This window comes from Acetobacter aceti NBRC 14818, from assembly GCF_000193495.2.
In the GTDB taxonomy this organism is placed as follows: domain Bacteria; phylum Pseudomonadota; class Alphaproteobacteria; order Acetobacterales; family Acetobacteraceae; genus Acetobacter; species Acetobacter aceti.
On record NZ_AP023410.1, the window covers coordinates 2,120,831 to 2,144,269 of the forward strand.

The window sequence follows — 23,439 nt, forward strand, 5'->3', positions numbered from 1 at the left end:
CATGACCGAAAATCATCATGACGTGACGAAGACTTTCCCAAGGTATTCGGCAACATTCGACGAATTCACCATCTCCCAGATTCAGCGTGCGGCCGCGACCGGCATCTATGACATTCGTGGTGGTGGCACCAAACGCAAGCTGCCTCATTTTGACGATCTGCTGTTTCTTGGCGCGTCCATGTCGCGTTATCCGCTGGAAGGCTATCGCGAGCGTTGTGGAACAGATGTTGTCCTTGGAACGCGTTTTGCAAAGAAACCGATCCACCTCAAGACACCTGTCACCATTGCCGGAATGTCTTTCGGTGCGCTTTCCGCTCAGGCCAAGGAAGCGCTGGGACGGGGCGCCAGTGCTGTCGGCACTTCCACCACGACCGGTGATGGCGGCATGACGCCGGAAGAACGTGGTCACTCCTCGACACTGGTCTACCAATATCTTCCATCCCGTTACGGCATGAACCCTGACGATCTCCGCAAGGCGGACGCGATTGAAATCGTCGTCGGACAGGGCGCGAAACCGGGCGGTGGCGGCATGCTGCTCGGTCAGAAAATCTCGGCGCGTGTTGCAAAGATGCGTGACCTTCCCGAAGGCATTGACCAGCGCTCGGCCTGCCGCCACCCCGACTGGACCGGCCCGGATGATCTTGAGATCAAGATCGAGGAAATCCGGGAAATCACCAACTGGGAAAAGCCGATTTACGTCAAGGTCGGTGCCAGCCGCCCCTATTACGACATTTCCCTTGCCGTGAAATCCGGTGCAGACGTCGTTGTGCTCGATGGCATGCAGGGCGGAACAGCCGCCACGCAGGAAGTCTTCATTGAGCATGTCGGGCTGCCTATTCTGGCCGCCATCCGTCCGGCCGTACAGGCTCTTCAGGATCTGGGGATGCACCGGAAAGTGCAGCTTATCGTCTCGGGCGGCATCCGCACCGGAGCCGACGTAGCCAAGGCGCTCGCACTGGGCGCCGACGCCGTGGCCATCGGCACGGCGGCGCTGATCGCACTGGGAGACCAAAGTCCTGATCTGGCTGCGGAATATGCAAAACTTGGGGCAAAACCTGGAACCTATGATGACTGGCAGGATGGTCGTGATCCGGCAGGAATCACGACACAGGATCCCGAATTGGCCAAACGCCTTGATCCGATCCTCGGCGGCCGTCGTATCGCGAACTATCTGTCCGTGATGACGATGGAGGCCCAGACCATCGCGCGTGCCTGCGGCAAAAGTCATCTGCATAATCTGGAACCGGAAGATCTCGTTGCCCTCAATATGGAAGCTGCCGCCATGACGCAGTTACCGCTCGCAGGAACCAACTGGTATCCCGGCAAAGCGGGTTTCTGAGGAGTTTTCACACATATGCGCCCCGCAGCCGTCAATGTGGGGCCGTCAGAAGAAATGGACTACCCCCATGACCAACAGTCAGCAGAACGCGGATAATCTTGCGGAAATTGCCCGTGAAAAGAATATCCGTTATTTTCTTATTTCGTTTATTGATCTGTTAGGATCACAACGAGCCAAACTCGTTCCGGCTTCAGCTATCACCAGCACACAGAAAAATGGCGCCGGTTTCGCAGGTTTTGCAGCCTCGTTTGATATGTCTCCGGCCGATCCGGATCTTATCGCGATGGCCGATCCCAGTTCCCTGATACAGTTGCCATGGAAACCGGAAGTGGCCTGGCTGGCCTCCGATCTGATGATGCACGGAGAATCCGTTATTCAGGCGCCTCGCAATACGCTCAAGCGTCTTGTCGCCCGTGCCGCAAAACATGGGATTGAAGTAAAAACAGGCGTCGAATGTGAATTCTTCCTGATTACCCCGGACGGGGAGCAGGTAGCGGACGAACACGACGCCTCAAACAAACCCTGTTATGACGCCTCCGCACTCATGCGTCGTTATGACATTATTGCAGAGCTGTGTGACGCCATGCAGCAGTTGGGCTGGGAGCCTTATCAGAACGATCATGAAGACGCCAACGGCCAGTTCGAGATGAACTGGAAGTATGCGGACGCTCTGGTTACTGCGGATCGACATGTCTTCTTCAAATTTATGGCGCGCGCTATCGCCGAAAAGCATGGATTGCGTGCAACCTTCATGCCGAAACCATTCATGCATCTAACCGGAAATGGCTGCCACGCTCATATTTCTCTGTGGAAAGATGGGAAAAATATCTGTTACGATCCGCAGGATCCCCTGGAAATTTCCGAGAGTGGATATAATTTCGTTGGCGGATTGATCCACAACGCCGACGCACTGTGTGCAATTCTCAATCCCGTTGTAAATTCCTACAAGCGTATCAATGCGCCGCGTACCGTTTCCGGAAGCACCTGGTCCCCCAACACCGTCACCTACTCGGGTGATAATCGCACTCACATGATCCGCGTGCCCGGTGGCGGACGTTTCGAAATGCGTCTTCCCGATGGCGCCGCCAATCCTTACCTACTTCAGGCGTCTCTCCTTGCCGCCGGACTGGATGGAATTGAAAACAGGCGTGATCCGGGAAAATCACTCGACATCAACATGTATACGGACGGTCACAAGGTCAAGGACGCCAAACGTCTGCCTTTGAACCTTCTTGACGCTATGAGGGCTCTCGACAAGTCAACAGCACTGCGCGCCATGCTGGATGATGGTCTTGTTGATCCTTATCTCAAGCTGAAAACCGCCGAATGGAATGCTCATTGTGGCCATCTGTCGGAATGGGAACGCATTTCAACTCTCGACTGCTGATCATTCTTTCAAACTCTACCACGAAACATCTCACCTGAAGCTGCACTTTCTTTCCTGTCCTGTATTTTTATTGTTGCAGATAAGGAATGTTCCGTGCACGAATTGAGAAGCCTTTCATGAGTCATGGGGCTTCTCATTTCTCGTGAACAATAATGCAGTTCCCTCAGCTCCTGAGCATTTCATGCATCAGGATGTCACGTCTTATTCCTTCCAGACATAGGACCACAGACGCGCCATGCCCTTACGATCTTTCGTGTTTTTTCTGTCCTGTTCATTCCTTCTCATGCCAGCGGCGTTCGCGGCTGATACGGAACCGGCTTTCAGTGCTGGTGACATGGCCTGGATTCTCAGCTCGACAATTTTTGTTTTTTTCATGCTCTTCCCCGGTATCTGCCTTTTTTATGGCGGCATGATTCGCAAGAAAAACGTACTGAGCATGTGCATGCAGGGTATCACCGCTGGCGCAATCATCAGTCTGATCTGGTTTATCTGCGGCTACAGCCTGATCTTTACCGCAGGCACTCCCTTCATTGGTGGTTTTGACAAAGCGTTCATGCAGGGCGTGACTCTCACATCCTTCCTGCCCGGCATTCCAAATCTGCCGGAAATAGTGTTCGCCATGTTCGAGTTGACCTTCATCGCCATCACGCCTGTCATCGTACTTGGCGCTACGGTCGAACGCTTTAAATTCTCCACTGCCATGGTCTTCATGGCTCTCTGGGCCATCCTGATCTACTGTCCGGTCGGCCATATGGCGTGGGGACCTGATGGTTTCCTTGCTTCCACTGGCGCTCTGGATTTTGCGGGCGGTCTTGTCGTTCATGTCACAAGCGGCTCCTCTGCCCTGATCGCCGCCATCATGCTGGGACGTCGTAAATCCGACGGCATCAACAGCATGGCTCCAAGCAACATGGTTCTTACTGTGCTGGGTGGCTGTCTCCTCTGGGGTGGCTGGTTTGGCTTCAATGGCGGCTCCGCTCTGGGCGCCAACGCAACGGCCGGCATGGCGCTTCTCAACAGCCAGATCGCCGCCTCCGCCGCGCTCGTGGCGTGGGTTCTGGCCGAATGGAAACTGCACGGCAAACCGAGCCTTCTCGGAGCTATTTCGGGAGCCATTGCAGGGCTCGTGATCATCACGCCCGGCTGTGGCTTTGTCACACCCACGGGCGCCATGATCATGGGCGCAATCGGTGGCGTGGTCTGTCTGTGGGCCGTGAACGGACTGAAGCATCGCTTCGGATATGACGACGCACTGGATGTCTGGGGCATTCATGGTGTCGGAGGTGGTCTTGGCGCCATCCTGACCGGAATCTTCGCTTCCTCGGCCATTGGCGGAGAAGGCAAAGACGGCCTGCTTTACGGTAACTGGAAACAGGTCATCGTCCAGAGTCAGGACACCCTGCTTGTGGCTCTGTACACAATGGCGGTAACAGGCGGTCTGCTCTTCATTCTCGACAAGACCATGGGGCTACGTGTTGAACCCGATGTCGAACTTGAAGGGCTTGACCTCGCAGAACACGGGGAAACCCTGCACGTCTGATCTGACAGAGGCAATATGACAAGGGCCACATCCTGTGATGTGGCCTTTTCCGCTTCATTTCCATAAAATAAGTTTCAGATTATCACTGCTTTATCCGATTATTTTTCTAATGCGTCCTTCACCCGATACCACTGTTCGAAAAACGGAACAGCCATCGGTGCAAATGCCTGAAAGGAATGTGATGGAAACCGCAATCCGGTAAATTCTGAAAATCCTTTAGACTTTCCCATGAGTTGCAGAGCGATCTTTCGCCCGAACCACGTGGAGCGAGACACCCCTGTTCCGCAATACCCCATCGCATAATGAATACCATCTGGCGTACGACCAAGATGCGGAAATTCATCAAATGTATAACCGATGCGCCCCGACCAGGCGTGCGTGACACCTACATCCGCAATCTGTGGAAACACCTTGAGCATATCACTCGCAAGATGCGCATAGGCCCCGGGCTCCATTTCCCCCGCGTTTCTTCCCACACGTCCGCCCCAGATGATGCGCGGCTCATCGGGCGCCTTCCGGAAATAAGAAAAAACACGGGCGGAATTACCGTAGACACGTCCCGACGGAAAGAGTGCCTCCAGCCGCTCTCTGTGCATGGGCGCTGTGGCAATCAGGGAGGATGTCACAGGCACGATCCGCTTGCGACAGAACACATTGAAATCCTGACGATATCCGTTGGTCGCAATAATGACATCGCGTGCCCACACTGTTCCCCGATCCGTATGAACGCTGAACCCGTCCGCTTCGGGTTGCACGGCACTTACTGGTGTTTCACCGATGAGCTGCGCACCTGCTTTTACAGTCGCATCCGATAATCCTGCGTGATAGAGACCGGGATGCAATGAAGCATCCTGCGGCAGCACCGCGCCACCAAAGAAATAATCGGTATCGATTTCCCTGTGCTGTTCAGATCTGGGAACCATAAAGGACTCGACCTGCGCATGCCGTCGCAAATCTTCCATATCCCGGGCCATGGCTTCATAATGCGCAGGCTTGACAGCGCCACGAAACCGCCCGCAGCGTACAAAAAAACACTCAATCTTCAGTTCGTGAACAAGCGCATCCATATGATCAAGCATCGCGACGCCCTCACGCAGCATGGCCTCCGCTTTTTGAACGCCCATCATTTCAATGAGCGTCGCCACCCTGAATTTCTGGTTACCTGATCCGACCTGACCGCCATTGCGTGTGGAAGCACCAAAGCCCAGACGCCCTGCCTCGAGAACAGTCACGGAGCGACCTTCGCGCACAAGCGTCAATGCCGCCGACAGTCCCGTGAAACCTGACCCGACAATGGCCACGTCGGTTTTTTCAGGAAGCTGTTCCGGCCCCGCAGTCTCCGTTGACATCAATCGCCACCAGTAAGGCTCCACGACAAGGTCGCTAACATGCCCCTGTGCCAGGTCCGCCAGCGTGGTCACGTTTTTTTGCACTTTACTGATTCCCGCGACAGCAGTGATTCCGTTTTAAGGAAAATATTTTTCCTGATGAGAAAATATACGTATCCCTGACTGTCATATCAATAGTCCTGACACCCCTGTATGCCGCAACATCAGGTTTCTCGCTGACTGTCATGTTCCACTATGTGTTAAGCTCGCTTTTCCATCTTTATCTTGTCGTACCATCACGACTGACGCGCCGAACCATTACTGGAGCCTTACCCTCGTCTTGGATACGCTGAAGAATGGATGGTGGTTCGGGTGCTGGTGGTAGTGGAATACCGCACGCGCGAATGACTGATGCTGATGGTAGATACGTCATTGTAGAGCGAATGCTTCACTTGAGTTCAGCCTGTTGCTGACATGCCGCCGCCAGTGATCGGGCGCAACCGCGCAGGCCGATACCAGCCTCTTCCACTCCGTCGATATGGCGGAGCACCTGCTTGACCTTCGGCTTGCCTGCGACCCGCAGCAGAATTTCACCGCCCGGACGGACAAAGGGCACAGTCTGGCAAGGTTCTCCCGGTGTAACGGCGCGCAGGATGTCGATGCGCGACGGGCTTCAATCTTCTTGATGGTCTCGAGCACCATTGGAGACGTGATGCCATCCAGATCAATATGACCAAGATCTGGTCAGGCAAGACGCTCCAGACTTGTGCTTACATCTTCCACGGGCTGCGTTCGCGTTGTCCAACGTGCGGATTGCGCCTCCAGCCATTTTTCACCGACATGGCGAAGTTGTTTATCGACACGTTTTGCTTCGACCTGACGCTGGCGACGCGTCAACGATGGATCACGCCCAGCCCGAATTTCGGCACGGTCCTGATCACGCGCCTCACGTGCGGCAGCCAGGGTCACTTCTGGATAGGCACCAAAGGCAAAGGCGAGCAGTTTTTTTCTTCCCGCCAAAACAATATTTCATGCGTCATAATCGCGAACCACTGGTCTGCACGAAAATAAACAGCTCACCTGTATTCGAAAGCCTGTATGGTTTCTTGCGTGGCGTGAGGCAACGCAACTGAACATCCGTCAGCATCGATACCCCCATATCTACCCCCACAATGCTTGAGCTTGAAGGAACATCAAAGAGCGTCATAAAGCGCATAAACAGCAGAAAACCGCCAGTGGTTCTGCGAAATAAGCGCTATGGATTGTCATGGGATATATCAAATGGCGGAGAGAGAGGGATTCGAACCCTCGGTACGCTATTAACGCACACACGCTTTCCAAGCGTGCGCCTTAAGCCGCTCGGCCATCTCTCCAGCGCTGGGAGCGTTTCATACCAGCATCTGCCGGAGACTCAAGGGGGAAAATGCGTTTCAGGCGATCCGGGCTGACCGAGCCCGCTCAATGAACAGCTTCACGGCTGTCGGATCCTTGATTCCCGGCGCGCTTTCCACACCGGACGCCACATCCACTGCGGGTGCGTCACTCATGCGAACAGCCTGCCCGACATTCCCTGGCGTCAGTCCACCCGCAAGAATCCACGGTGCTGGTGCGGTCCATCCTGCCGTCACGTCCCACGGCAAGGTCAGACCATTCCCTCCTGGACGGCTGGCGTCCTTGGGCGCGCGGGATTCGATGACCAGACGCTGGACGCCACACTGGACCGGCAGATCCGCACGACTGGACACAGGACAGGACAGCCAGACCTCCTTGCCGAACGTCTGGGCAAGCAAGAGCGCCCTCTCTGGCGAGGTATAAAGCTGGAGCACGTCGAGCGGCACGGCATCGAGCACCTCCGTAACCTCGGCGTCCGTGGGTTCGACAAACAGCCCGACACAGACTGAACCTGTGCCACTGGTCCGCCGTGCAAGCTCAGCGGCCCGCACCGGCGTGACGTAACGGGGTGACTTCGCGAAGAAGTTCAGGCCGATCCAGTCCGCCCCGTATTCCAGACAGGCATCCAGCCCGCGCTCTTCCGTCAGCCCACAGATCTTGACGCCAACACTCATGCGCGGAGGAACCTTATGCCGAGAGTTCTGCCGCAATGGCGGCCGCAGCTGTGGCCGGGTCTACGGCCCCGGTGATCGGACGCCCGACAACAATCCAGTCAGCCCCAGCCGTCCGCGCCTCAGTCGGCGACATCACGCGCTTCTGGTCGCCTGCTGCTGTGCCATGCGGCCGAATGCCAGGTGTCACCAGCACCGGTTTATCGCCGAATTCTGCCCGTAACGCCGCCAGTTCATGCGCGGAACAGACCAGCCCGTCCGCGCCATTGCGAAGCGCCAGTTCGGCCAGACGGAGAACCTGCGCCTTTGCGCCATCCTTTATGCCCATCTCGGCAAGACCGTGATCGTCGAGGCTGGTCAGAACCGTGACCGCCAGCAGGATCGGCTTCTGGTCTTTGGGGAAGCTGTCATCGCAGGCCTTGCGGGCGGCTGCGACCATCACGCTGCCACCACCTGCGTGGATGGTCAGCATGGCTGGTCGGATGCGACTCAGGCTGCCGATAGCAGCTCCCACCGTGTTCGGGATGTCGTGCAGTTTCAGATCAAGAAACAGATCACGCCCCGCTGCGACTCGTTCGACAGCATCGAAACCGGCGGCGTAGGCAAATTCCAGACCCAGCTTGATGGCGTCCGCATGAGGAGAGACGGCAGCAGCCCATGTCTCGGCCTGTGCAGGATCACGCGTATCAAGAGCGGCGATAAGCCGTGTGCGACGCTGTGCCATGCCTCAGACCGCCGAAGGGGATGGAGGTGTAAGCGGTGTGATCGTCGTCGTGGTCGGCGGGACTGCGTTGGCAGTCGCTGCGAGACGCGCCTGCGTCTGCAAACGCTCAAGCTCCGCCGTCTGGCTGGCGACGGTGGCTTCCAGCTCCTTGTTGCGAGCCTCGGCCTTTCTGGCCCGACGGCGCTGCCCCAGTTCACTGACCCATACGCCAAACGCGCCGAGCAGAAGGCCGACAAAAGCAGTCAGAACGGCCAGCACACCCACGGAGGAGGACCAGCTGTAGGTCAGGAACCACATCTGTGAGGGCTCCTGATTGCTCGCGGCAAACAGGATCAGAGCCAGAAGAAAGGGGACAAGAAGGATAAGACGAATCATGAAGCATTCGTAGCCTCAGCCGCTGCCGGGAGCAAGAAAAGCCGTGCTTTTTACTTTTATGACAGAGGCGTCTTTTGTTGTGACGCACTGAAGGTCTGAAGCATGTCCTGCGCTGCGAAGGTCCACGGGGTTTCCCTGAAACCTGCCTCAACCCGCTTTGTCATCTCCGCAAGCGTATTGGCCTCGAACAGAAGTGGTCTGATCTTTTCCAGAGCATCATTGAGATTGTCCGGATCAAAATGCCCGGTCAGCCCCTGCCCTGCTTCCACCAGCGCCCCGCGATCGGAGGCCAGACAGACCTTGCCGCGTATCAGACTTTCCGACACCGGCAGGCCCCAGCCTTCGTAAAAGGACGACACGATCGTAAACAATGCGTTCCGGTAGAGCGTATCGAGTTGCGCATCGGAAGGGCGCAGAATGAGCGTGATGTGCCCGTCCAGAAAATTGCTATTTCTGAGTTGCCCCATCAGGTCTTCCGCCAGCCATCCCGGCGAGCCGACAAGCACCAGATGAGGAATGTCCTCCGGCCTGTGCTCACTCAGCAGCCGTCGCCAGAGGCGGAAGAGAAGCACATGATTCTTGCGGACCTCGAGCGTCCCTACCGACAGAACATAAGGACGGCTCATGACAGGCGGCGCGTCATCTGTTTTCGGTTTGCCGGGTTTGATGGTGCCCATCCGGATCGGACGAGCGATCACAGTGGGAAACTGTTGTTCAATATCATTCCGGGTGGTTTGCGAGACTGAAAACACCTGATCGCACGCCGGCAGGGTGGAGGTCAGCCAGCGTCGGAAAACACGCGGCAGACCAGCGGGACACCACTCGGGATAAAGCAGCGGAATGATGTCATGCACCAGCAGACCGAACTTTACGCCGTAATGGTGGCGATAATGATTGATGAGTGCCCCATAATCGGGATGCGCCCACGGTGCGCCCAGCGCCAGAATGATATCGTGCGCAGCCGGTTGGAAGGGTTGTCGCGCCCGGATGTCGCTCTGCCGTCTGACCTGTCTAAAGATGGAAATCCCTCCCCGGATCAGCGCAGGGAGGTCTCGCACGGCTGCGCTCTGGTGGGCGGCAAACTGTCCCAACGGCACACGCACGGCGACGGGAAGCCGCAAGGCAATCCGCCTGAGGAGGGAAGGAGCCGGATTTTCTCTGGAGCTGCTGTGACGGATCTGTCCGGCACTGTGTCCGGACGATGCGGTAAGGCGTTCGTAAAGCGCCTTCACCTCTTCGTCCGGCACAATGACAAACCGACGCCCATCCAGACTGTGTCTCAGAAAACCGACCCGTTTCCGCCTGTCGGGCAGGCTGCGCATGGCGCGCTGGATTTCGAAAGCAACCCGCTGGATGCCGCTGGGGCGTGTATTGGTGCGGCCATATTCGAACAGATCCTCGACATCGAACCAGACATGTCCGGACAAGGGCTCTGAAGAAAGTGGCGAGACTGGCATCGTCAGGGGTGTTTCCGGCTTCTGGCAGGAAACTGATACTGGACCGATTGCGACGATACCAGAGCCCCTCAACCGGACCCGTCGTTCTGAACCGACAGAAACCGGCGATGACGCAGCAGTTGAAATCTTTTCACCGCCACTGGTTTTTCAGGCTCCCGGTGGCTGTGCACAGGGTTCATCCACCCGTTCAGACGATTTCATCTGAACGGGTAAAACATTGAACCGGCTCAGCTGGCCTGAAGACCACGCGCGATGATGGTCTGGGCTTCTGCCGGAGAAAGAGCCGTCTTCACTGTCGCGGACACACTGCTGATGAGTGCCTCAAGCGCTGGCAGAAGGGTGGCTACAGCCTGAACCATGGTGTTGACCGAAGTCGGAAGCTGCGACTGGAATGCCTGGAGGATGGTTATGGCGGCCGAGGCGGCGCTTTCGGCTGTCGCAATCCAGTTTTTGGCGACAGTCAAGGTCACTGAGGAGGCAGCCGCAGCAGCGACCTCGGCCGTGACAGTGCTGACCTTAGTGATGGCGGCGGTGATTTTCGCTGTGTTGTCCGTCCCGATGACACTGCTGACCGTGGTGGAGTTCACCATCTGGGTCAGACCGGATTCAATACTGCTGATGATGGAGAGAATCTTGGTAACGTTGACACTGTAGGTCGTGTCGCCGCCGGAAGACGTGACCGTGCAGGCGGTCAGAGAGGCCATGGCGCCTGCACCACTGGCGAGGAGCCCTGCACGAAGCAGTGAGCGACGGGAAAGACTGGACATGAAATCTCCTGAAATAAGATGAAGCAGATAAAAATATGGAGGTTGCTTAAAATAACCGGACCATGCGGAGGAAAGCTGGCTGCGGTTGTGCGCCGTACCTTACTTGTCCACAGGATAAAGGCGCAGAAGGATTTGCCTGATCTTCACCCATCAGCGGTAAGTGACCTTTTCTCCGCCGCATCCTGCCGATAAAGTTTGGCACCGCACCCGGTCAGGCCCGATGAAGGGCGCCGATGAAAGGCTTGTTTACGTGAAGACTGCCCTGTCTCTTGTGACTCTGACAGCGTTCTGCCTTGCCACTCCTGCGATGGCGGACGAAACGCTGACGTCTGCGGCGCAAAGCTCGGTCGCAAATGAACAGCTCCGCAAGGAAATGATCGTGCTGCAGTCAGATCCCGAACAGGCCAGTGAAGCATGCATCACCGCCATGAAGGAGCTTCACGACACGCAGGCGAAAATTTCCGCAGCTGAGGAAAGATCCAGCTCAGCCGATCTCACGGTCGCCAAGGACGTGCTCGAATCGGATTATGAAAACGCCATCGAGATGTGCGGACCGGATGCGCGTCGCCTCTGCACGGCTCAGGATCGGCCAGCTAAACTGGCGCAGGCCTGTGCGGCCCTGAAAAGCGAAACGGACTGAAGGGTTCGTCTGGACCGGTTCCGGGTAACTGGTTGAGAATATTTACGAAATCGTCTTTCTGAAGCTTTTCGGAAAAAGCTTCATCAAAAACTTCCCTGCAATTTACGGCGTGCGTTTCGAGGTCGTTTTCAATCCGCGATGCTCATGTCGGCGCGCCGCCACCAGCACTGTTCCGCAGGCCTTGGCTCAGGAAGCATTGGCAGAGGGTCACCGGAAAATTCCACCGTGTTGGTCGGCGTTTCCTGCAACGTGATGGTCGTGCAGCGCAGGACGGCTCCATCGGCAACCAGCATCGCGTCCAGCTTGGCTTTCAGCAGGCAGGCCATCATCTCGGTGGTCGGATCGCCCGGCGTTACAATGATCCGCTCGGCTCTCGCCGGTTCGTTGGCGCGGAACCATCCCAGCAGAGGATCGTCCTCCGCCAGTTGCAGGGCGTGGTCCAGCTTCTCATCGACAAACCTGTGCCAGCCACTTTTGGCCCGCTGGAACGAGACCGGCATATTGGCGACACCATCAAGCGGCCTCAGACTGGTCGGCTCAAGACGCACGGTGACGAATTCATTGTGACCGTGCGGCAGGGCGCAGCTTTCGCTCGCTCCGTGAATCAATCGGTGCCCCATCGAAAAACGCCGGGTGAAGATCAGATCAACCATGACCGTCATTCCCGCAGGTCCTGGCCTCGCGTAGCGCCTCGTACGCCGTCCACCCCGCCTTGCGTAATTCACAGGCAGGACAGACGCCACATCCATGCCCCCAAGCATGCAGCGTACCACGTGTCCCGAGGTAGCAGCTGTGACTCTCATGATTGATCAGCGTCACCAGCGGTTCGCCGCCAAGCGATTCAGCCAGTTGCCACGTCTGCGCCTTGTCGATCCACATGAGCGGCGTGTGCAGCACGAAGCGCGAATCCATCCCCAGATTCAGGGCGACCTGAAGCGCCTTGATCGTATCGTCCCGACAGTCGGGATAACCGGAATAGTCGGTTTCGCAGACACCGGTGACAATATGGCGCAGCCCACGCCGGTAAGCGAGCGCGGCGGCGAAACTCAGGAAAATCAGATTGCGTCCGGGAACAAACGTGCTGGGCAGGCCGCTTTCCGTCATCTGGATTTCAGTATCACGGGTCAGCGCCGTGTCCGACACCTTCCCCAGTGCGTCGAGTTCCAGCGTATGATCCGGACCAAGCCGCTCTTTCCAGTCACCCTGAAGCGCCGCCATGCCATCACGCAGCGTATCGCGGCAGGTCAGCTCGACGGCGTGCCGCTGGCCGTAATCGAATCCCAGTGTTTCCACGCGGGAAAACCGGTCGAGCGCCCAGGCGAGACAGGTCGCCGAATCCTGCCCGCCCGAAAACACCACAAGCGCGCCGTCTGTTGAGGAAGGCTGGAAAGACATGGTCAGGGTATCCCGATGAGCTTGTGGGTCTGGAGGGACAGGCGCCAGCGTGGATGGGCGAGGCAGTATCGGACTACAGCGTTCGTGTTGGCAACGCGATCAGGACCGTCCATCGGCTGGAGCCAGAATTGCCGGAAATCAAGAGCCGTCATATCCGCCGGATCGAGTTCGGGCTGAGGATAGACCAGTTTCAGCTCATGACCACTTTTCTGAACCCACTCGGAGCCAGCTTTCGGACTGATGCAAAGCCAGTCAATACCCTCGGGAGCGGCTATGGTGCCGTTACTTTCCACGGCGATCATGAAGCCTTCCTGATGCACAGCGTCGATGAGCGCCTTATCAAGCTGAAGCAGCGGCTCTCCGCCCGTGAACACCACAAAACGCTGGTCATGCTCCGGAAGCGCCCAGGTTTCTACGATGGCCTTGGCCAATGCCGCTGCATCCGCAAAGCGGCCACCCCCCTCCCCGTCCGTGCCAATAAAGTCGGTATCGCAGAAACGGCAGATTGCTTTCTCCCTGTCCACCTCCCGGCCGGTCCAGAGATTGCAGCCGGAAAAACGACAGAAAACAGCGGGACGACCGGTCTGGCCGCCTTCGCCCTGCAACGTATGGAAAAGTTCCTTAACAGCGTAACTCATGCCGGGTCATGTCGGACAAGATGGCGTGGAAGGCAAGGGGTATCAGGTATTATGCGGCGACAGCAGGATAACGGCAGTCCCAACAAGGCATAAAGCCACGCCGATATAGTCCGCCCTGTCAGGCTGAACTCCCTCCACGCTCCAGAGCCAAAAGAGCGCGACCGCAATATAGATGCCTCCATAAGCAGCATAGGAACGACCGGCGGCATTGGTGTTGATCAGCGTCAGCAGCCACGCGAAAGCGACGAGAGAGGCACATCCGGGAAGCAGCCAGAACGGTGAACGTCCCTCGCGAAGCCACGCCCAGAATGAAAAACATCCTGCAATTTCAACGAATGCTGCGATTGTATAGATAATCAGGGACATAACGCTCTCAGGTTAGCAAAAGGTTAAATATACTATTACGCAAGATATTATAAAGATATTGTTAATGTTTCAAAATTATTCTCCCCATCGCTGTAACGATTTTATGGCGCTTTCTTGATGAACTAATAACACAAAAAACACTGGATTAACGACCTATTATCTGTGTCAAAAACTCACGTTCTGATAGAAAAAATTCAACGAAACGATCACAGAAACATCAGATACTTCAAAGGGAAAAGTAAATGTCCGGCATGCGCGAACTTTCACTGTCTGAACTCAACACGGTTTCTGGTGGTTGCTGCTATCATCCCCAGTACTCCTGCGGCGGAGCAAGCCAGACCTCACTCTCCGGCATGATCGGCGCCTATGCTGGCTACCTGGCTGGAATGTACAATGTTGGCGCTGACTATTTTAACCACGCGTCCTGCTCCACCATCGCCAGCGCCTGGCAGAATGTCGGTAACGACATGAAGATCGGTTACAGCATGGGCGCAAGCATGTCTGTAAGCGGCGCCCTCAACCTGCTGCAGCAGACGATTTCCTCCATCGGCTCCGCTGTCACAGTCAACAAGTGCGGCTGGGTCACAAGCGAAAACCTGATTGCGTTCCCGGTTTCACCTGGCAACTCACTCCTCGGCTGATTGATCCTTTTGCGCTGTTCCTGGCATCTTCCTCCGGAGTGTCGGGAACAGCCTTCTTCAATCTATAAAAACTGAACTGAAATTATTCTCACACACCAATCTCTGCGGTGACAAGTAACGGCACAGAAAACCGTCCACCATTGCGTGTAGAGACAAATTTTTTCCCGTATGCGCGGATATCGGGAAAAACAACACCTTATCCCGTCATGACTGAAAACTGCGATATGATTGAACGGCTAAATCTCCTTGCATATCCATTCTGACAACTGAATCCTTAGTAAGGCACGAGGACGGCGACCCGTCCAAGCTCAACCTACCCTCTCAGTGTAGTTTATAAAAACACTTTAGAAATTCTTACAAAAACGGGATAAAATTTTCCAAAAAGACAATATTCCTCCAAAGTAGAAAGAAGCTTCGGAACTTAAAAAACACTGTCCAATTATCGTGATTTCTGTTATCCAATCATAGTAGTTATTATTACATACGCACAAAAGACGTCACACTCTACCGATCCACATGCCCGAGATCGCGTTCCGGAGCGATCACGTCCCGCACTTTCTTCTTCAGTTCCTTCGGGCCGGGAAAACCGCCATCCCGCACGCGCTCCCAAACCAGAATATCGTTCACCCTGATCTCGAATTTCCCACCCGTATCAGGGCATAGCGTCACTTCCGACAGGTCTGTGCCGAAGGTGGAGAGCAGTTCCTGCGCCATCCATGCCGAACGCAGAAGCCAGTTGCATTGCGTGCAATAGCGGATCGAGACTCGATGAGCCGTTTCGGTCATGCAGACACTTCCTTCTGAACAGGCGAAGCGGAGATTTTGCTCTCCCACAGCAATACAGCGTAGAAAGTCCTGACCGGAGATACCACTCCCCTGATGCTTTCAGGGGCCTGATAGGACCATCTGCATGAAAGTCGCTCTCGGACAGTTCGCCGTCGCTCCGGAATGGAGCACCAATCTCGCCCAATGCGTGTCGCTGATCGACAAGGCTGCGACGGAAGGAGCAAAGCTTCTCATTCTTCCTGAGAGCATCATCGCGGCGGACATGAACGATCCCCGCATCACCGTGCGCACGGCGCAGCCGCTTGACGGCCCCTTCGTCACCGGCCTGATTGATGCACTGACGGGCAAGGATCTCACCGTTATCTGCTGCATCGCAACGCCGGGCGTATCCGGGCTGACCCATAACTGCCAGATCGTGCTCAATGCGTCCGGTCTGGTCACCTGCTATCGCAAGCTGCATCTCTACGACGCCTTCAACATGAAGGAATCGAACGATTATATTCCCGGCACGGAACTGCCTCCCATCGTTCAGGTGGGCGATATCAAGGTCGGATTGATGACCTGTTACGACGTCCGTTTCCCGGAAGTGGCCCGCTCACTCGCCGTGCGCGGTGCCGATCTGCTGACGGTGCCAGCCGCTTGGGTGCGCGGTCCCGGCAAGGAATGGCACTGGGAGGTAATGGTCACGGCGCGGGCGCTGGAAAACACATGTTACGTGGCCGCCGTGGGAGAGTGCGGGCCGCGCAACATCGGGTGCAGCATGATGGTCGATCCGCTGGGTGTGGCGGTCGCCCGTGCGGGTATCGCGCCGGATCTGATTTTCGCGGAGGTGGATCTTGAGCGCATCCGCGCGACTCGTGAGGTGCTGCCAGTGCTTGCAAATCGTCGTTTCAAGGATCCGGAGCTTGGATAGGGTGAAGCGTAGGGGATTCACTTTGTCCGGGATTCAATTGAGATGAGTTCATCTTTTTCTGAAGAAAAAGAAGCAAAAAGACTTTGATTTATAAAAGGCCAGTTTGGTCGGCAGCATTGTTCTCCGACAAGGCAAAGTTTTTCTGATCCTGTCTTTTAGAAACAAACAACTTCCAAACCGGAGTCACCATGGACACGCTGAACGAGACGAAAGACCTGATCCAGAGCCGGGATGATGGCTTCGTCCATGTTCGGGGCGCACGCGAACACAATCTGAAAAACGTCAGTGTTGATCTGCCGCGTGACAGTCTCGTGGTGTTCACCGGTGTTTCCGGGTCCGGCAAGTCCTCGCTTGCATTTGGCACACTCTATGCCGAGGCGCAGCGTCGTTATCTAGAGTCCGTCTCCCCCTATGCGCGTCGTCTGTTCCAGCAGATGCCTGTTCCGGACGTGGACAGTGTAGACGGCCTGCCCCCAGCCATCGCGCTCCAGCAGCAACGCGGCGGCAGTTCCGGACGCTCATCCGTCGGCAGCATCACGACGCTCTCCAACCTTCTGCGCATGCTCTATTCCCGCGCCGGAACCTATCCGGCAGGCATGGCGCGTCTGGAAGCGGAATCCTTCTCGCCCAATACGCCGATGGGGGCCTGCAAACGCTGTCACGGACTGGGCCGCATCCACGATGTGACGGAAGCGAGCATGGTGCCGGATGATTCGCTCAGCATCCGCGATCGGGCTGTCGCATCATGGCCGACGGCGTGGCAGGGACAGAATCTACGGGACATCCTCATCACGAAGGGCGTCGATGTGGATTGTCCGTGGCGTGATCTGCCGAAAAAGACACGCGACTGGATTCTGTTCACCGACGAAACGCCGACCTATCCGGTCTATCCCGGCTTTACGCATGAGCAGGTGCAGCGCGCCATCGCCCGGGGACTGGAGCCCGGCTATCAGGGCACCTTCACCGGCGCGCGCCGCTACATTCTTCAGACGTTCGCCAACTCGCAGAGCGCCATGATGCGCAAACGCGTCGAGGCATTCATAACCTCCACCGATTGCCCGGAATGTCACGGTCAGCGACTGAACGCCGATGCGCTGCGTGTGACGTTTGGCGGCTACAACATCGCAGCCATGACGGCGCTGCCGCTGGAAACCATCGCCGGAACATTGCGGGCGTCTGTCGACGCAAACCCGGCTGAGGATGCAACCGCCATTGCTGCCGGACGCATTGTCGAAGACATGATCGCGCGGATTGGCGTACTGGAAGATCTTGGTTTGGGCTATCTCCAGATGGATCGTGGCGTGCAGACGCTCTCACCCGGAGAATATCAGCGCCTGCGTCTTGGCACACAGATCCACTCCAATCTGTTCGGTGTGGTCTATGTGCTGGACGAGCCTTCCGCCGGACTGCATCCTGCCGATACTCAGGCGCTTCTTGCGGCGCTTGACCGCTTACGTAACGCTGGAAATTCCCTTTTCCTTGTCGAGCATAATCTCGATATCGTCCGTAATGCGGAGTGGGTCGTGGATGTCGGTCCGCAGGCAGGCACACGCGGAGGCGAGGTGCTGTATTCCGGATCGCTCGCGGGGCTGAAAGACGTCGAGGGCTCCCGAACACGGGATTACGTGTTCGCCGCCACTTCGAAAGTGAGCCACACGCCACGCAAGCCATCCGGATGGCTGAAACTGGACGATATCAACTGGAACAATCTGAACGGTCTTTCGGCTTCGTTCCCACTCGGCGTCTTTACGTCCGTTACCGGCGTGTCGGGTTCCGGAAAATCCTCGCTAGTCAGTCAGGTTCTCACAACCATCGTCGCCAAGGCGCTTGGTCAGGCGTTACCGGAAACGGACGAGGAAGAGAACGCACTTGTCTCGTCAGCACATGCCGGTGAGCCAGAAGGGCGTATTGTAGGAGGGCTGGAGACCATCAAACGTCTTGTGGTGATCGACCAGAAACCCATCGGCCGCACGCCACGATCAAATCTTGCGACTTACACTGGGCTTTTCGATACAATCCGCAAACTGTACGCCGGGACGGAACTGGCGCGGAAACGCAAATACGATGCGGGTCATTTTTCATTCAATCTTCCGAAAGGCCGTTGTCCAACCTGCGAAGGTGCCGGCTCGACCATGGTGGAGCTTCTATTCCTGCCGAGCGTCTATGCGCCTTGTCCGGCTTGTCACGGTGCACGCTACAAGCCGGAAATTCTGGAAGTAACCTATCGCGGAAAATCCATCGCCGAGGTTCTCGACATGAATGTCGATGCCGCCTGCGCATTCTTTGCTGAAGATGCCGGTCCGGCGCAGGCTTTAACGACACTTCAGCGCGGCGGGCTTGGACACCTTAAACTCGGTCAGCCCGCAACGGAACTCTCAGGAGGTGAAGCCCAGCGGATCAAGCTGGCGACCGAACTGCAAAAGCAGCGTCGGGGTCATACGCTTTACGTTCTCGATGAACCGACGACTGGCCTGCATCCATCGGACGCGGACCGGCTGATGGATCATCTTCACGAACTGGTGGACGGTGGCAACACCGTGATCGTCGCCGAACACGATATGCGTCTGGTGGCGCGCGGTGACTGGGTGGTCGATCTCGGACCGGGCGCAGGCAACAAGGGCGGTCATATCGTGGTGGAAGGAACACCGCACACGGTTGCGCATGGGAAAGGGAGTGTCACGGCACCATTTTTGATGCGATATACAGGATAGAAACTGATATATCATGAAATAAAATAGAAGCATATTTTCTCCGTAATGCAGGTTTATTGTTTCCGAATGAGGAACATATTCCTGCATCAGAAACTGGAGAAATATCCAGAGTGTCAGAAACAATATTGTGATGATTTTTATCACAATGCATTGCAATCTACGTAATCATCTTCGCAGGCTTCATGCCCAGAAGCAGTGCTGGTCTCCACAGTCAAAACACATAACGTTTTCCAGAACATTCTGGTAAAAACAAAATCTTTTAAAAAAGGGAGAAGCGGTCGCCCACTTCTCCCTTTCTCCTGCCTCCATGAACAAAGCAGGCTTACGTTTCCAGCACTGAAAAGCCATGCGTACCATCGCGCTCAAGCTGGGCGACGAGACCAAACTCCCAATCGAGATAGGCCTGCATGGCTTCACGGGCATTGTCAGTACCCTCATAAGGCCGTTTGTAGATATCGACTGGTTCAGAAAGAGCATTTTCTTTGGACAGGCCCAATTCAAGAGCGTAACCAGCTGCTTTCCATGCCGTAGTCCCTCCATCCAGCACTTTTACTTCGATACCGTTTTCTGCAAGACGCTGAGCCGCAATCTGTGCAGCAACACCATCAGGAGACGTCAGAACGATCTGCCGCGTAGCTGGCACATCAGGATGCGCAAACATATCCGTCGGGATGATAAAGAAAGCACCGGGAACATGCCCTGTTCTGAATATTCGGCTGGTGGCCAGATCAAGGATCAAAGGCGGATTGGACCCAGCACTCTGCGCGAGAAGATTAGCGGGCGTAATTGAAGGAATGGCAGCAAGAGGGCGCGACAGAAGAACGGGCTGCAGGCCAGTTTCCTGCTTCAGCCCTGTCCAGTCATCCAGAACATACACATGCTTCCATCCAAGCTGACGCAGCCAGTGGCCGGTCATGCGGGCGCGCACACCGTCAGTGTCAGTCAGGACGATCGTGCCATGACGCACACCGATCCATTCATCCGTTGCCTGCACCAACTGACCTCCGGGAGCCGAACGAAACCCCGCCAGATGCCCTGCTTCATATTCCGCCGGGGAGCGCACGTCGAGCCGGTACAGCGAACGGTCTGCCCGGCTTTCCAATGCCCCAAGTTGAACCGGTGAAATGAACTCGACGCCGGTTTTTTCAGCGAGTTCCTGCGCTCTGTGTCGGGCTTTCGTGTGATTCGCCTCCGTGAAATCCGGTGCCTTGCGACTGGCCTCATGATCCAATTCGAACCCGGCCAGCGTCCAGCCGATCGTGCCATTACGCAGGGCAAACACAGGGTTGGGAATTTCTGCATTGACCAGAGACTGCGTGCCAATGATCGAACGCGTGCGGCCAGCGCAGTTCACGATCACCGTGGTATCCGGTGACGGCGCTATATCGCGCACCCGTAGGGCGAGTTCTGCCCCGGGCACGGAGCGACCGCCGGGAATGGACATCGTGTTGTATTCCACGAAACGCCGTGCATCGAGAATGACAAGATCATCGCCTCGCGCGATGCGGGCATGTACCTCTTCCGCTGGCAGGGAAGGCGTATGGCGGACATGCTCGACCAGTTCGCCGAACGCCTTGGACGGCACATTCACGTCGATGAACAGTTCGCCTCCGGATGCACGCCAACCGTCCAGGCCACCCGTCAGAGCCGAAACATCCGCATAACCCAATTGCCTGAGCAACTCGACGGCAGGGCGGACAAGCCCCTCTCCATTGTCATACACCACGACCTGCACGGTATGGCGGGGAATAAGGGCTGTAACCAGCTCTTCAATACGTCCCAACGGGAGATTGACCGCAAAAAGCGGGTGCCCTGCTGCAAAAAAAGCTTCTTCACGCACATCAAGAAGAGCAATTTCCTTACCGGCACGCAGCCGTTCACGGACGGTTTCCGAAGCAGTTTCCGCAATCGGTGCGTCAGAAGGGAAGAGCGCGTTCATGCTGCCTGCCTTTCGCGGGAACGATCCCACAGATTGGGTGTCTCTTCGCTGGAATAGCCCGAAATAAAGGTTTTCTCCGCGCCGGTTTCCGGATCGTAGGTGGCACGGGAAACGCCGCCAATATTGGCGCCATAGACATGAATGGAGATCGACGTTTCATCCTCCAGCGCATTGGCCACAAGATGATAATCATTGACGCCCGGAGCCAGGGTTGCGACTTCACCCGGTTCCAGAAAGCTGGTTTCCCTGGCATGAAAATGACCTGTTGCGTCACGCTCATACTGTGTTTCGCTCTCACGACCACGCAACATGCCAATCAGGCCCCATACACGATGATCGTGCAGGGGAGTTTTCTGACCTGGCCCCCAGACAAAGCTGACGACTGAAAAACGCTCCAGTGGATCGCAATGCAGGAGATACTGGCTGTAACGTTCCGGACTAGGCTGCGCGAATTCGTCAGGCAGCCAGTCGTCTCGGGAGACCAGCCTGCGGAGGAGTTTTGCTCCTTCCGCCTGAAGTTTCTGCGGATCACTGTCCGTATCGTGAAGTTTCGTGAAATCAACGATGAAATCGCGCAGGGAAGAAATTGTGGTCATAAGCCGTTCCTGTCGTGAGAGATTAGTCGAGAAGGTCGGGTTCCTGCGCGACAATCCAGTCCCACAGAGGCTGGAACGAGAAATAGCCACCCTGTTCCGTGCCGACCTGTGCGGCAGTCTTGCTGGCTATATCATGAGAGATCGGCTTCAGCGGTCCCGCAGCCTGCGCGAGAAGCTGGGCATGAGCGGCATTATCCATTGAAATGAAACGCCACGCAGCTGTTTCCACGGAATGACCGACCGTCAGCAGACCATGATTCTGGAGAATGAGGGCACTCCGGTTGCCCAGTGTCTCGGCCAGACGATCCCCCTCGCTGTCTTCCAGCACCACACCCGAAAAAGGATCGAAAACAGCATGATCTTCGTAAAAAGCGCAGGAATCCTGAGTGAGCGGCAGTAAAGGAACACCGAGAGCGGAGAAAGCCTTGCCGTAAGTGGAATGGGTATGGGCTGCGGCAATCACATCCGGGCGCGCCCTGTGCAGTGCGGAATGAATGGTGAAACCCGCCGTATTGATAGGACGATTTCCAATCAGGATATTCCCGTCATGATCAACGAGTTGCAGGTTGGATGTACGGATCTGCGAAAAATGCACACCCAAAGGATTGATCCAGTACTGATCGGGGAATTCCGGATCACGCGCCGTCACATGGCCTGCCAGACCCTGATCGAAACCATAACGTCCGAACAGACGGAACGTGGCTGCCAATCGCTGTTTGCGATGCAGCCGCTCTTCTTCATACGATGCCGCCGGTGGACGGGGCTCAAGCCTGAAAGTGCGGGCCTTGGGAGCTGCAACGGGAGAAATGGCGTTCATGGATACAGTCCTTAAATCTGCTGTGATCAGTAGCCACGTTCTGGATCGATCACGTCGAGAAGGGGTTCATTTCTGAGGAAACGGGACAGATTGGTCCGGATACGCTGCACAAGATTGGCGCGAACGTCCGGCCCGACCCAGCTGATATGAGGCGTCAGCCGGACACGGGGATGCGTATAGAGCGGATGTCCGGCGGGAAGAGGTTCAGGTGTGGTGACATCCAGTGTAGCGAAAGCCGGTCGGCCAGAATCCAGAGCACGCAGAAGCGCATCCTGATCTACAAGCGCCCCGCGTGCGACATTGACGAGGTGCAATCCTTCCTTTGCAGAACGCAGGATATCCTCGTTGATGACACCTCGCGTCTCGGAAGTAAGCGGCATGGCCAGAACAAGATGATCGGCCTGATGGAAAAGCTCACTGAGTGAAGAGACGGGTTCGATGCCATCGTCTACTTCTGTCCACGCGCTACGGCGAAACACCCGGACACGCATGCCGAAAGCAAGGGCCCGGGAGGCGATAGCCCGCCCTATCGCACCGTAACCCGCAAGACCCAGCGTGCGTCCATACAGGGTGCCGGTCACGGGATTCTGCCGGAAAGGTGCGGTGACATCAGTCCATTGCTGCGGTGTGACAGGATGCAGCACATCTACCTGCCGCTCGTGATGCAGCAGGGCGGAGAGCACATATTCCGCAATCGGTGTAGCGGCGTCGCCACGCCCGCAGGTCACGATCCGGCCTTCCGTCAACCACTTTGGAAAACTGTCTATTCCGGCAGATGCAATCTGAACCCAGCGTGGACCATCCTGCCATGAGGCTGGAGGTGACGATGGCGCTTTCGCCCACGCGGGAGAAGGTCCGGTCAGCAGAATGTCGGCACCTGCGGTCTGCCAGGGCTCTGCGGTGTCGCGGTTGCCCTCGACCACACGCACCTGCTGCGCATAATCGGTCAGAACGGTGGCGATGGGACCACCGATCTGATCAAGGAGCACGGGACGTTCATGTGTGTCGGACATGAAG

Annotated in this window: 23 protein-coding genes, 1 tRNA gene and 1 pseudogene; 7 read left to right on the forward strand and 18 right to left on the reverse strand. The window is 56.4% G+C overall.

Going from position 1 to position 23,439, the window contains the following annotated elements; genetic code table 11:
* The first annotated feature begins 1 nt into the window (after position 1).
* The 3 genes from EMQ_RS09645 to EMQ_RS09655 all read left to right on the forward strand — a co-directional run bounded on the left by EMQ_RS09645 (position 2) and on the right by EMQ_RS09655 (position 4,266).
* Positions 2 to 1,339, forward strand: coding sequence for an FMN-binding glutamate synthase family protein (locus EMQ_RS09645; protein ID WP_010667635.1), 1,338 nt, complete (start codon positions 2 to 4; stop codon positions 1,337 to 1,339).
* A gap of 67 nt (positions 1,340 to 1,406) precedes the next feature.
* Positions 1,407 to 2,726, forward strand: coding sequence for a type III glutamate--ammonia ligase (gene glnT, locus EMQ_RS09650; RefSeq protein ID WP_018308087.1), 1,320 nt, complete (start codon positions 1,407 to 1,409; stop codon positions 2,724 to 2,726).
* A 283-nt stretch (positions 2,727 to 3,009) separates the two neighbouring features.
* Positions 3,010 to 4,266, forward strand: a complete 1,257-nt coding sequence (locus EMQ_RS09655) for an ammonium transporter (RefSeq protein WP_231368050.1) — start codon at positions 3,010 to 3,012, stop codon at positions 4,264 to 4,266.
* A 98-nt stretch (positions 4,267 to 4,364) separates the two neighbouring features.
* On the opposite strand, the gene EMQ_RS09660 is transcribed toward EMQ_RS09655, so the two are convergent.
* The 9 genes and pseudogenes from EMQ_RS09660 to EMQ_RS09700 all read right to left on the reverse strand — a co-directional run bounded on the left by EMQ_RS09660 (position 4,365) and on the right by EMQ_RS09700 (position 10,980).
* Positions 4,365 to 5,699, reverse strand: coding sequence for an NAD(P)/FAD-dependent oxidoreductase (locus EMQ_RS09660; RefSeq protein WP_010666945.1), 1,335 nt, complete (start codon positions 5,697 to 5,699; stop codon positions 4,365 to 4,367).
* 324 nt (positions 5,700 to 6,023) lie between these two features.
* Positions 6,024 to 6,261 (reverse strand): annotated as a pseudogene (locus EMQ_RS09665) (DUF2840 domain-containing protein); the annotation flags it as partial.
* Positions 6,262 to 6,338: 77 nt separating this feature from the next.
* Entirely contained in the window at positions 6,339 to 6,614 is a 276-nt protein-coding gene (locus EMQ_RS09670; RefSeq protein WP_010666947.1) for an integrase arm-type DNA-binding domain-containing protein, read from the reverse strand.
* Between the two features lie 262 nt (positions 6,615 to 6,876).
* Positions 6,877 to 6,967: transfer RNA gene (locus EMQ_RS09675), tRNA-Ser, on the reverse strand.
* A 57-nt stretch (positions 6,968 to 7,024) separates the two neighbouring features.
* Complete coding sequence (locus tag EMQ_RS09680) at positions 7,025 to 7,660, reverse strand: phosphoribosylanthranilate isomerase (RefSeq protein WP_010668768.1); 636 nt, start codon at positions 7,658 to 7,660, stop codon at positions 7,025 to 7,027.
* A 13-nt stretch (positions 7,661 to 7,673) separates the two neighbouring features.
* A complete protein-coding gene (gene pyrF, locus EMQ_RS09685) occupies positions 7,674 to 8,381 on the reverse strand; it encodes an orotidine-5'-phosphate decarboxylase (protein WP_010668769.1) in 708 nt (235 codons plus the stop codon).
* Between the two features lie 3 nt (positions 8,382 to 8,384).
* Positions 8,385 to 8,756 carry a lipopolysaccharide assembly protein LapA domain-containing protein gene (locus tag EMQ_RS09690; protein WP_010668770.1) on the reverse strand — a complete coding sequence of 124 codons (372 nt, stop codon included), beginning with the start codon at positions 8,754 to 8,756 and terminating at the stop codon, positions 8,385 to 8,387.
* Positions 8,757 to 8,812: 56 nt separating this feature from the next.
* Positions 8,813 to 10,213 (reverse strand): glycosyltransferase, encoded by a 1,401-nt coding sequence (locus EMQ_RS09695; RefSeq protein WP_010668771.1) that lies wholly within the window; start codon positions 10,211 to 10,213, stop codon positions 8,813 to 8,815.
* A 227-nt stretch (positions 10,214 to 10,440) separates the two neighbouring features.
* A complete protein-coding gene (locus EMQ_RS09700) occupies positions 10,441 to 10,980 on the reverse strand; it encodes a hypothetical protein (protein ID WP_018308083.1) in 540 nt (179 codons plus the stop codon).
* A 220-nt stretch (positions 10,981 to 11,200) separates the two neighbouring features.
* Between EMQ_RS09700 and EMQ_RS09705 the strand changes: the two genes are divergently transcribed.
* The gene (locus tag EMQ_RS09705) at positions 11,201 to 11,620 is read left to right on the forward strand and encodes a hypothetical protein (RefSeq protein WP_010669315.1); all 420 of its coding nucleotides are present in this window, start codon (positions 11,201 to 11,203) and stop codon (positions 11,618 to 11,620) included.
* A gap of 128 nt (positions 11,621 to 11,748) precedes the next feature.
* Here EMQ_RS09705 and EMQ_RS09710 read toward each other — a convergent pair whose 3' ends face one another.
* From EMQ_RS09710 to EMQ_RS09725, 4 genes are read right to left on the reverse strand one after another with little or no spacing between them, the layout of a single operon-like run.
* Complete coding sequence (locus EMQ_RS09710) at positions 11,749 to 12,273, reverse strand: 6-pyruvoyl trahydropterin synthase family protein (protein ID WP_026200102.1); 525 nt, start codon at positions 12,271 to 12,273, stop codon at positions 11,749 to 11,751.
* The gene (gene queC / locus EMQ_RS09715) at positions 12,266 to 13,015 is read right to left on the reverse strand and encodes a 7-cyano-7-deazaguanine synthase QueC (RefSeq protein ID WP_010668604.1); all 750 of its coding nucleotides are present in this window, start codon (positions 13,013 to 13,015) and stop codon (positions 12,266 to 12,268) included. The genes EMQ_RS09710 and queC overlap by 8 nt, the downstream gene beginning before the upstream one ends.
* A 2-nt stretch (positions 13,016 to 13,017) precedes the next feature.
* On the reverse strand, positions 13,018 to 13,653 hold the full coding sequence (queE, locus tag EMQ_RS09720) for a 7-carboxy-7-deazaguanine synthase (RefSeq protein WP_010668603.1): 636 nt from the start codon (positions 13,651 to 13,653) through the stop codon (positions 13,018 to 13,020).
* Positions 13,654 to 13,695: 42 nt separating this feature from the next.
* The gene (locus tag EMQ_RS09725) at positions 13,696 to 14,019 is read right to left on the reverse strand and encodes a YnfA family protein (protein ID WP_010668602.1); all 324 of its coding nucleotides are present in this window, start codon (positions 14,017 to 14,019) and stop codon (positions 13,696 to 13,698) included.
* 242 nt (positions 14,020 to 14,261) lie between these two features.
* Here EMQ_RS09725 and EMQ_RS09730 point away from each other — a divergent pair, with 242 nt between their 5' ends.
* On the forward strand, positions 14,262 to 14,660 hold the full coding sequence (locus EMQ_RS09730) for a hypothetical protein (RefSeq protein ID WP_010668606.1): 399 nt from the start codon (positions 14,262 to 14,264) through the stop codon (positions 14,658 to 14,660).
* A 504-nt stretch (positions 14,661 to 15,164) separates the two neighbouring features.
* On the opposite strand, the gene EMQ_RS09735 is transcribed toward EMQ_RS09730, so the two are convergent.
* Positions 15,165 to 15,446 carry a SelT/SelW/SelH family protein gene (locus tag EMQ_RS09735; RefSeq protein WP_010668853.1) on the reverse strand — a complete coding sequence of 94 codons (282 nt, stop codon included), beginning with the start codon at positions 15,444 to 15,446 and terminating at the stop codon, positions 15,165 to 15,167.
* A 124-nt stretch (positions 15,447 to 15,570) separates the two neighbouring features.
* Between EMQ_RS09735 and EMQ_RS09740 the strand changes: the two genes are divergently transcribed.
* The gene (locus EMQ_RS09740) at positions 15,571 to 16,359 is read left to right on the forward strand and encodes a deaminated glutathione amidase (RefSeq protein WP_018308082.1); all 789 of its coding nucleotides are present in this window, start codon (positions 15,571 to 15,573) and stop codon (positions 16,357 to 16,359) included.
* Positions 16,360 to 16,547: 188 nt separating this feature from the next.
* Positions 16,548 to 19,070 carry an excinuclease ABC subunit UvrA gene (locus tag EMQ_RS09745; RefSeq protein ID WP_010668890.1) on the forward strand — a complete coding sequence of 841 codons (2,523 nt, stop codon included), beginning with the start codon at positions 16,548 to 16,550 and terminating at the stop codon, positions 19,068 to 19,070.
* A 322-nt stretch (positions 19,071 to 19,392) separates the two neighbouring features.
* Here the strand turns inward: EMQ_RS09745 and EMQ_RS09750 are convergent, their stop codons facing one another.
* The 4 genes from EMQ_RS09750 to EMQ_RS09765 are packed head-to-tail and all read right to left on the reverse strand — an operon-like array spanning position 19,393 to position 23,435.
* The gene (locus EMQ_RS09750) at positions 19,393 to 21,009 is read right to left on the reverse strand and encodes a rhodanese-like domain-containing protein (protein WP_018308080.1); all 1,617 of its coding nucleotides are present in this window, start codon (positions 21,007 to 21,009) and stop codon (positions 19,393 to 19,395) included.
* Positions 21,006 to 21,605, reverse strand: coding sequence for a cysteine dioxygenase family protein (locus EMQ_RS09755; protein ID WP_010666029.1), 600 nt, complete (start codon positions 21,603 to 21,605; stop codon positions 21,006 to 21,008). Before EMQ_RS09755 ends, EMQ_RS09750 begins: the two co-directional genes overlap by 4 nt.
* A gap of 22 nt (positions 21,606 to 21,627) precedes the next feature.
* Complete coding sequence (locus EMQ_RS09760; protein WP_010666028.1) at positions 21,628 to 22,422, reverse strand: class II aldolase/adducin family protein; 795 nt, start codon at positions 22,420 to 22,422, stop codon at positions 21,628 to 21,630.
* Positions 22,423 to 22,448: 26 nt separating this feature from the next.
* Positions 22,449 to 23,435, reverse strand: coding sequence for an NAD(P)-dependent oxidoreductase (locus tag EMQ_RS09765; RefSeq protein ID WP_010666027.1), 987 nt, complete (start codon positions 23,433 to 23,435; stop codon positions 22,449 to 22,451).
* Between the last annotated feature and the right edge of the window lie 4 nt (positions 23,436 to 23,439).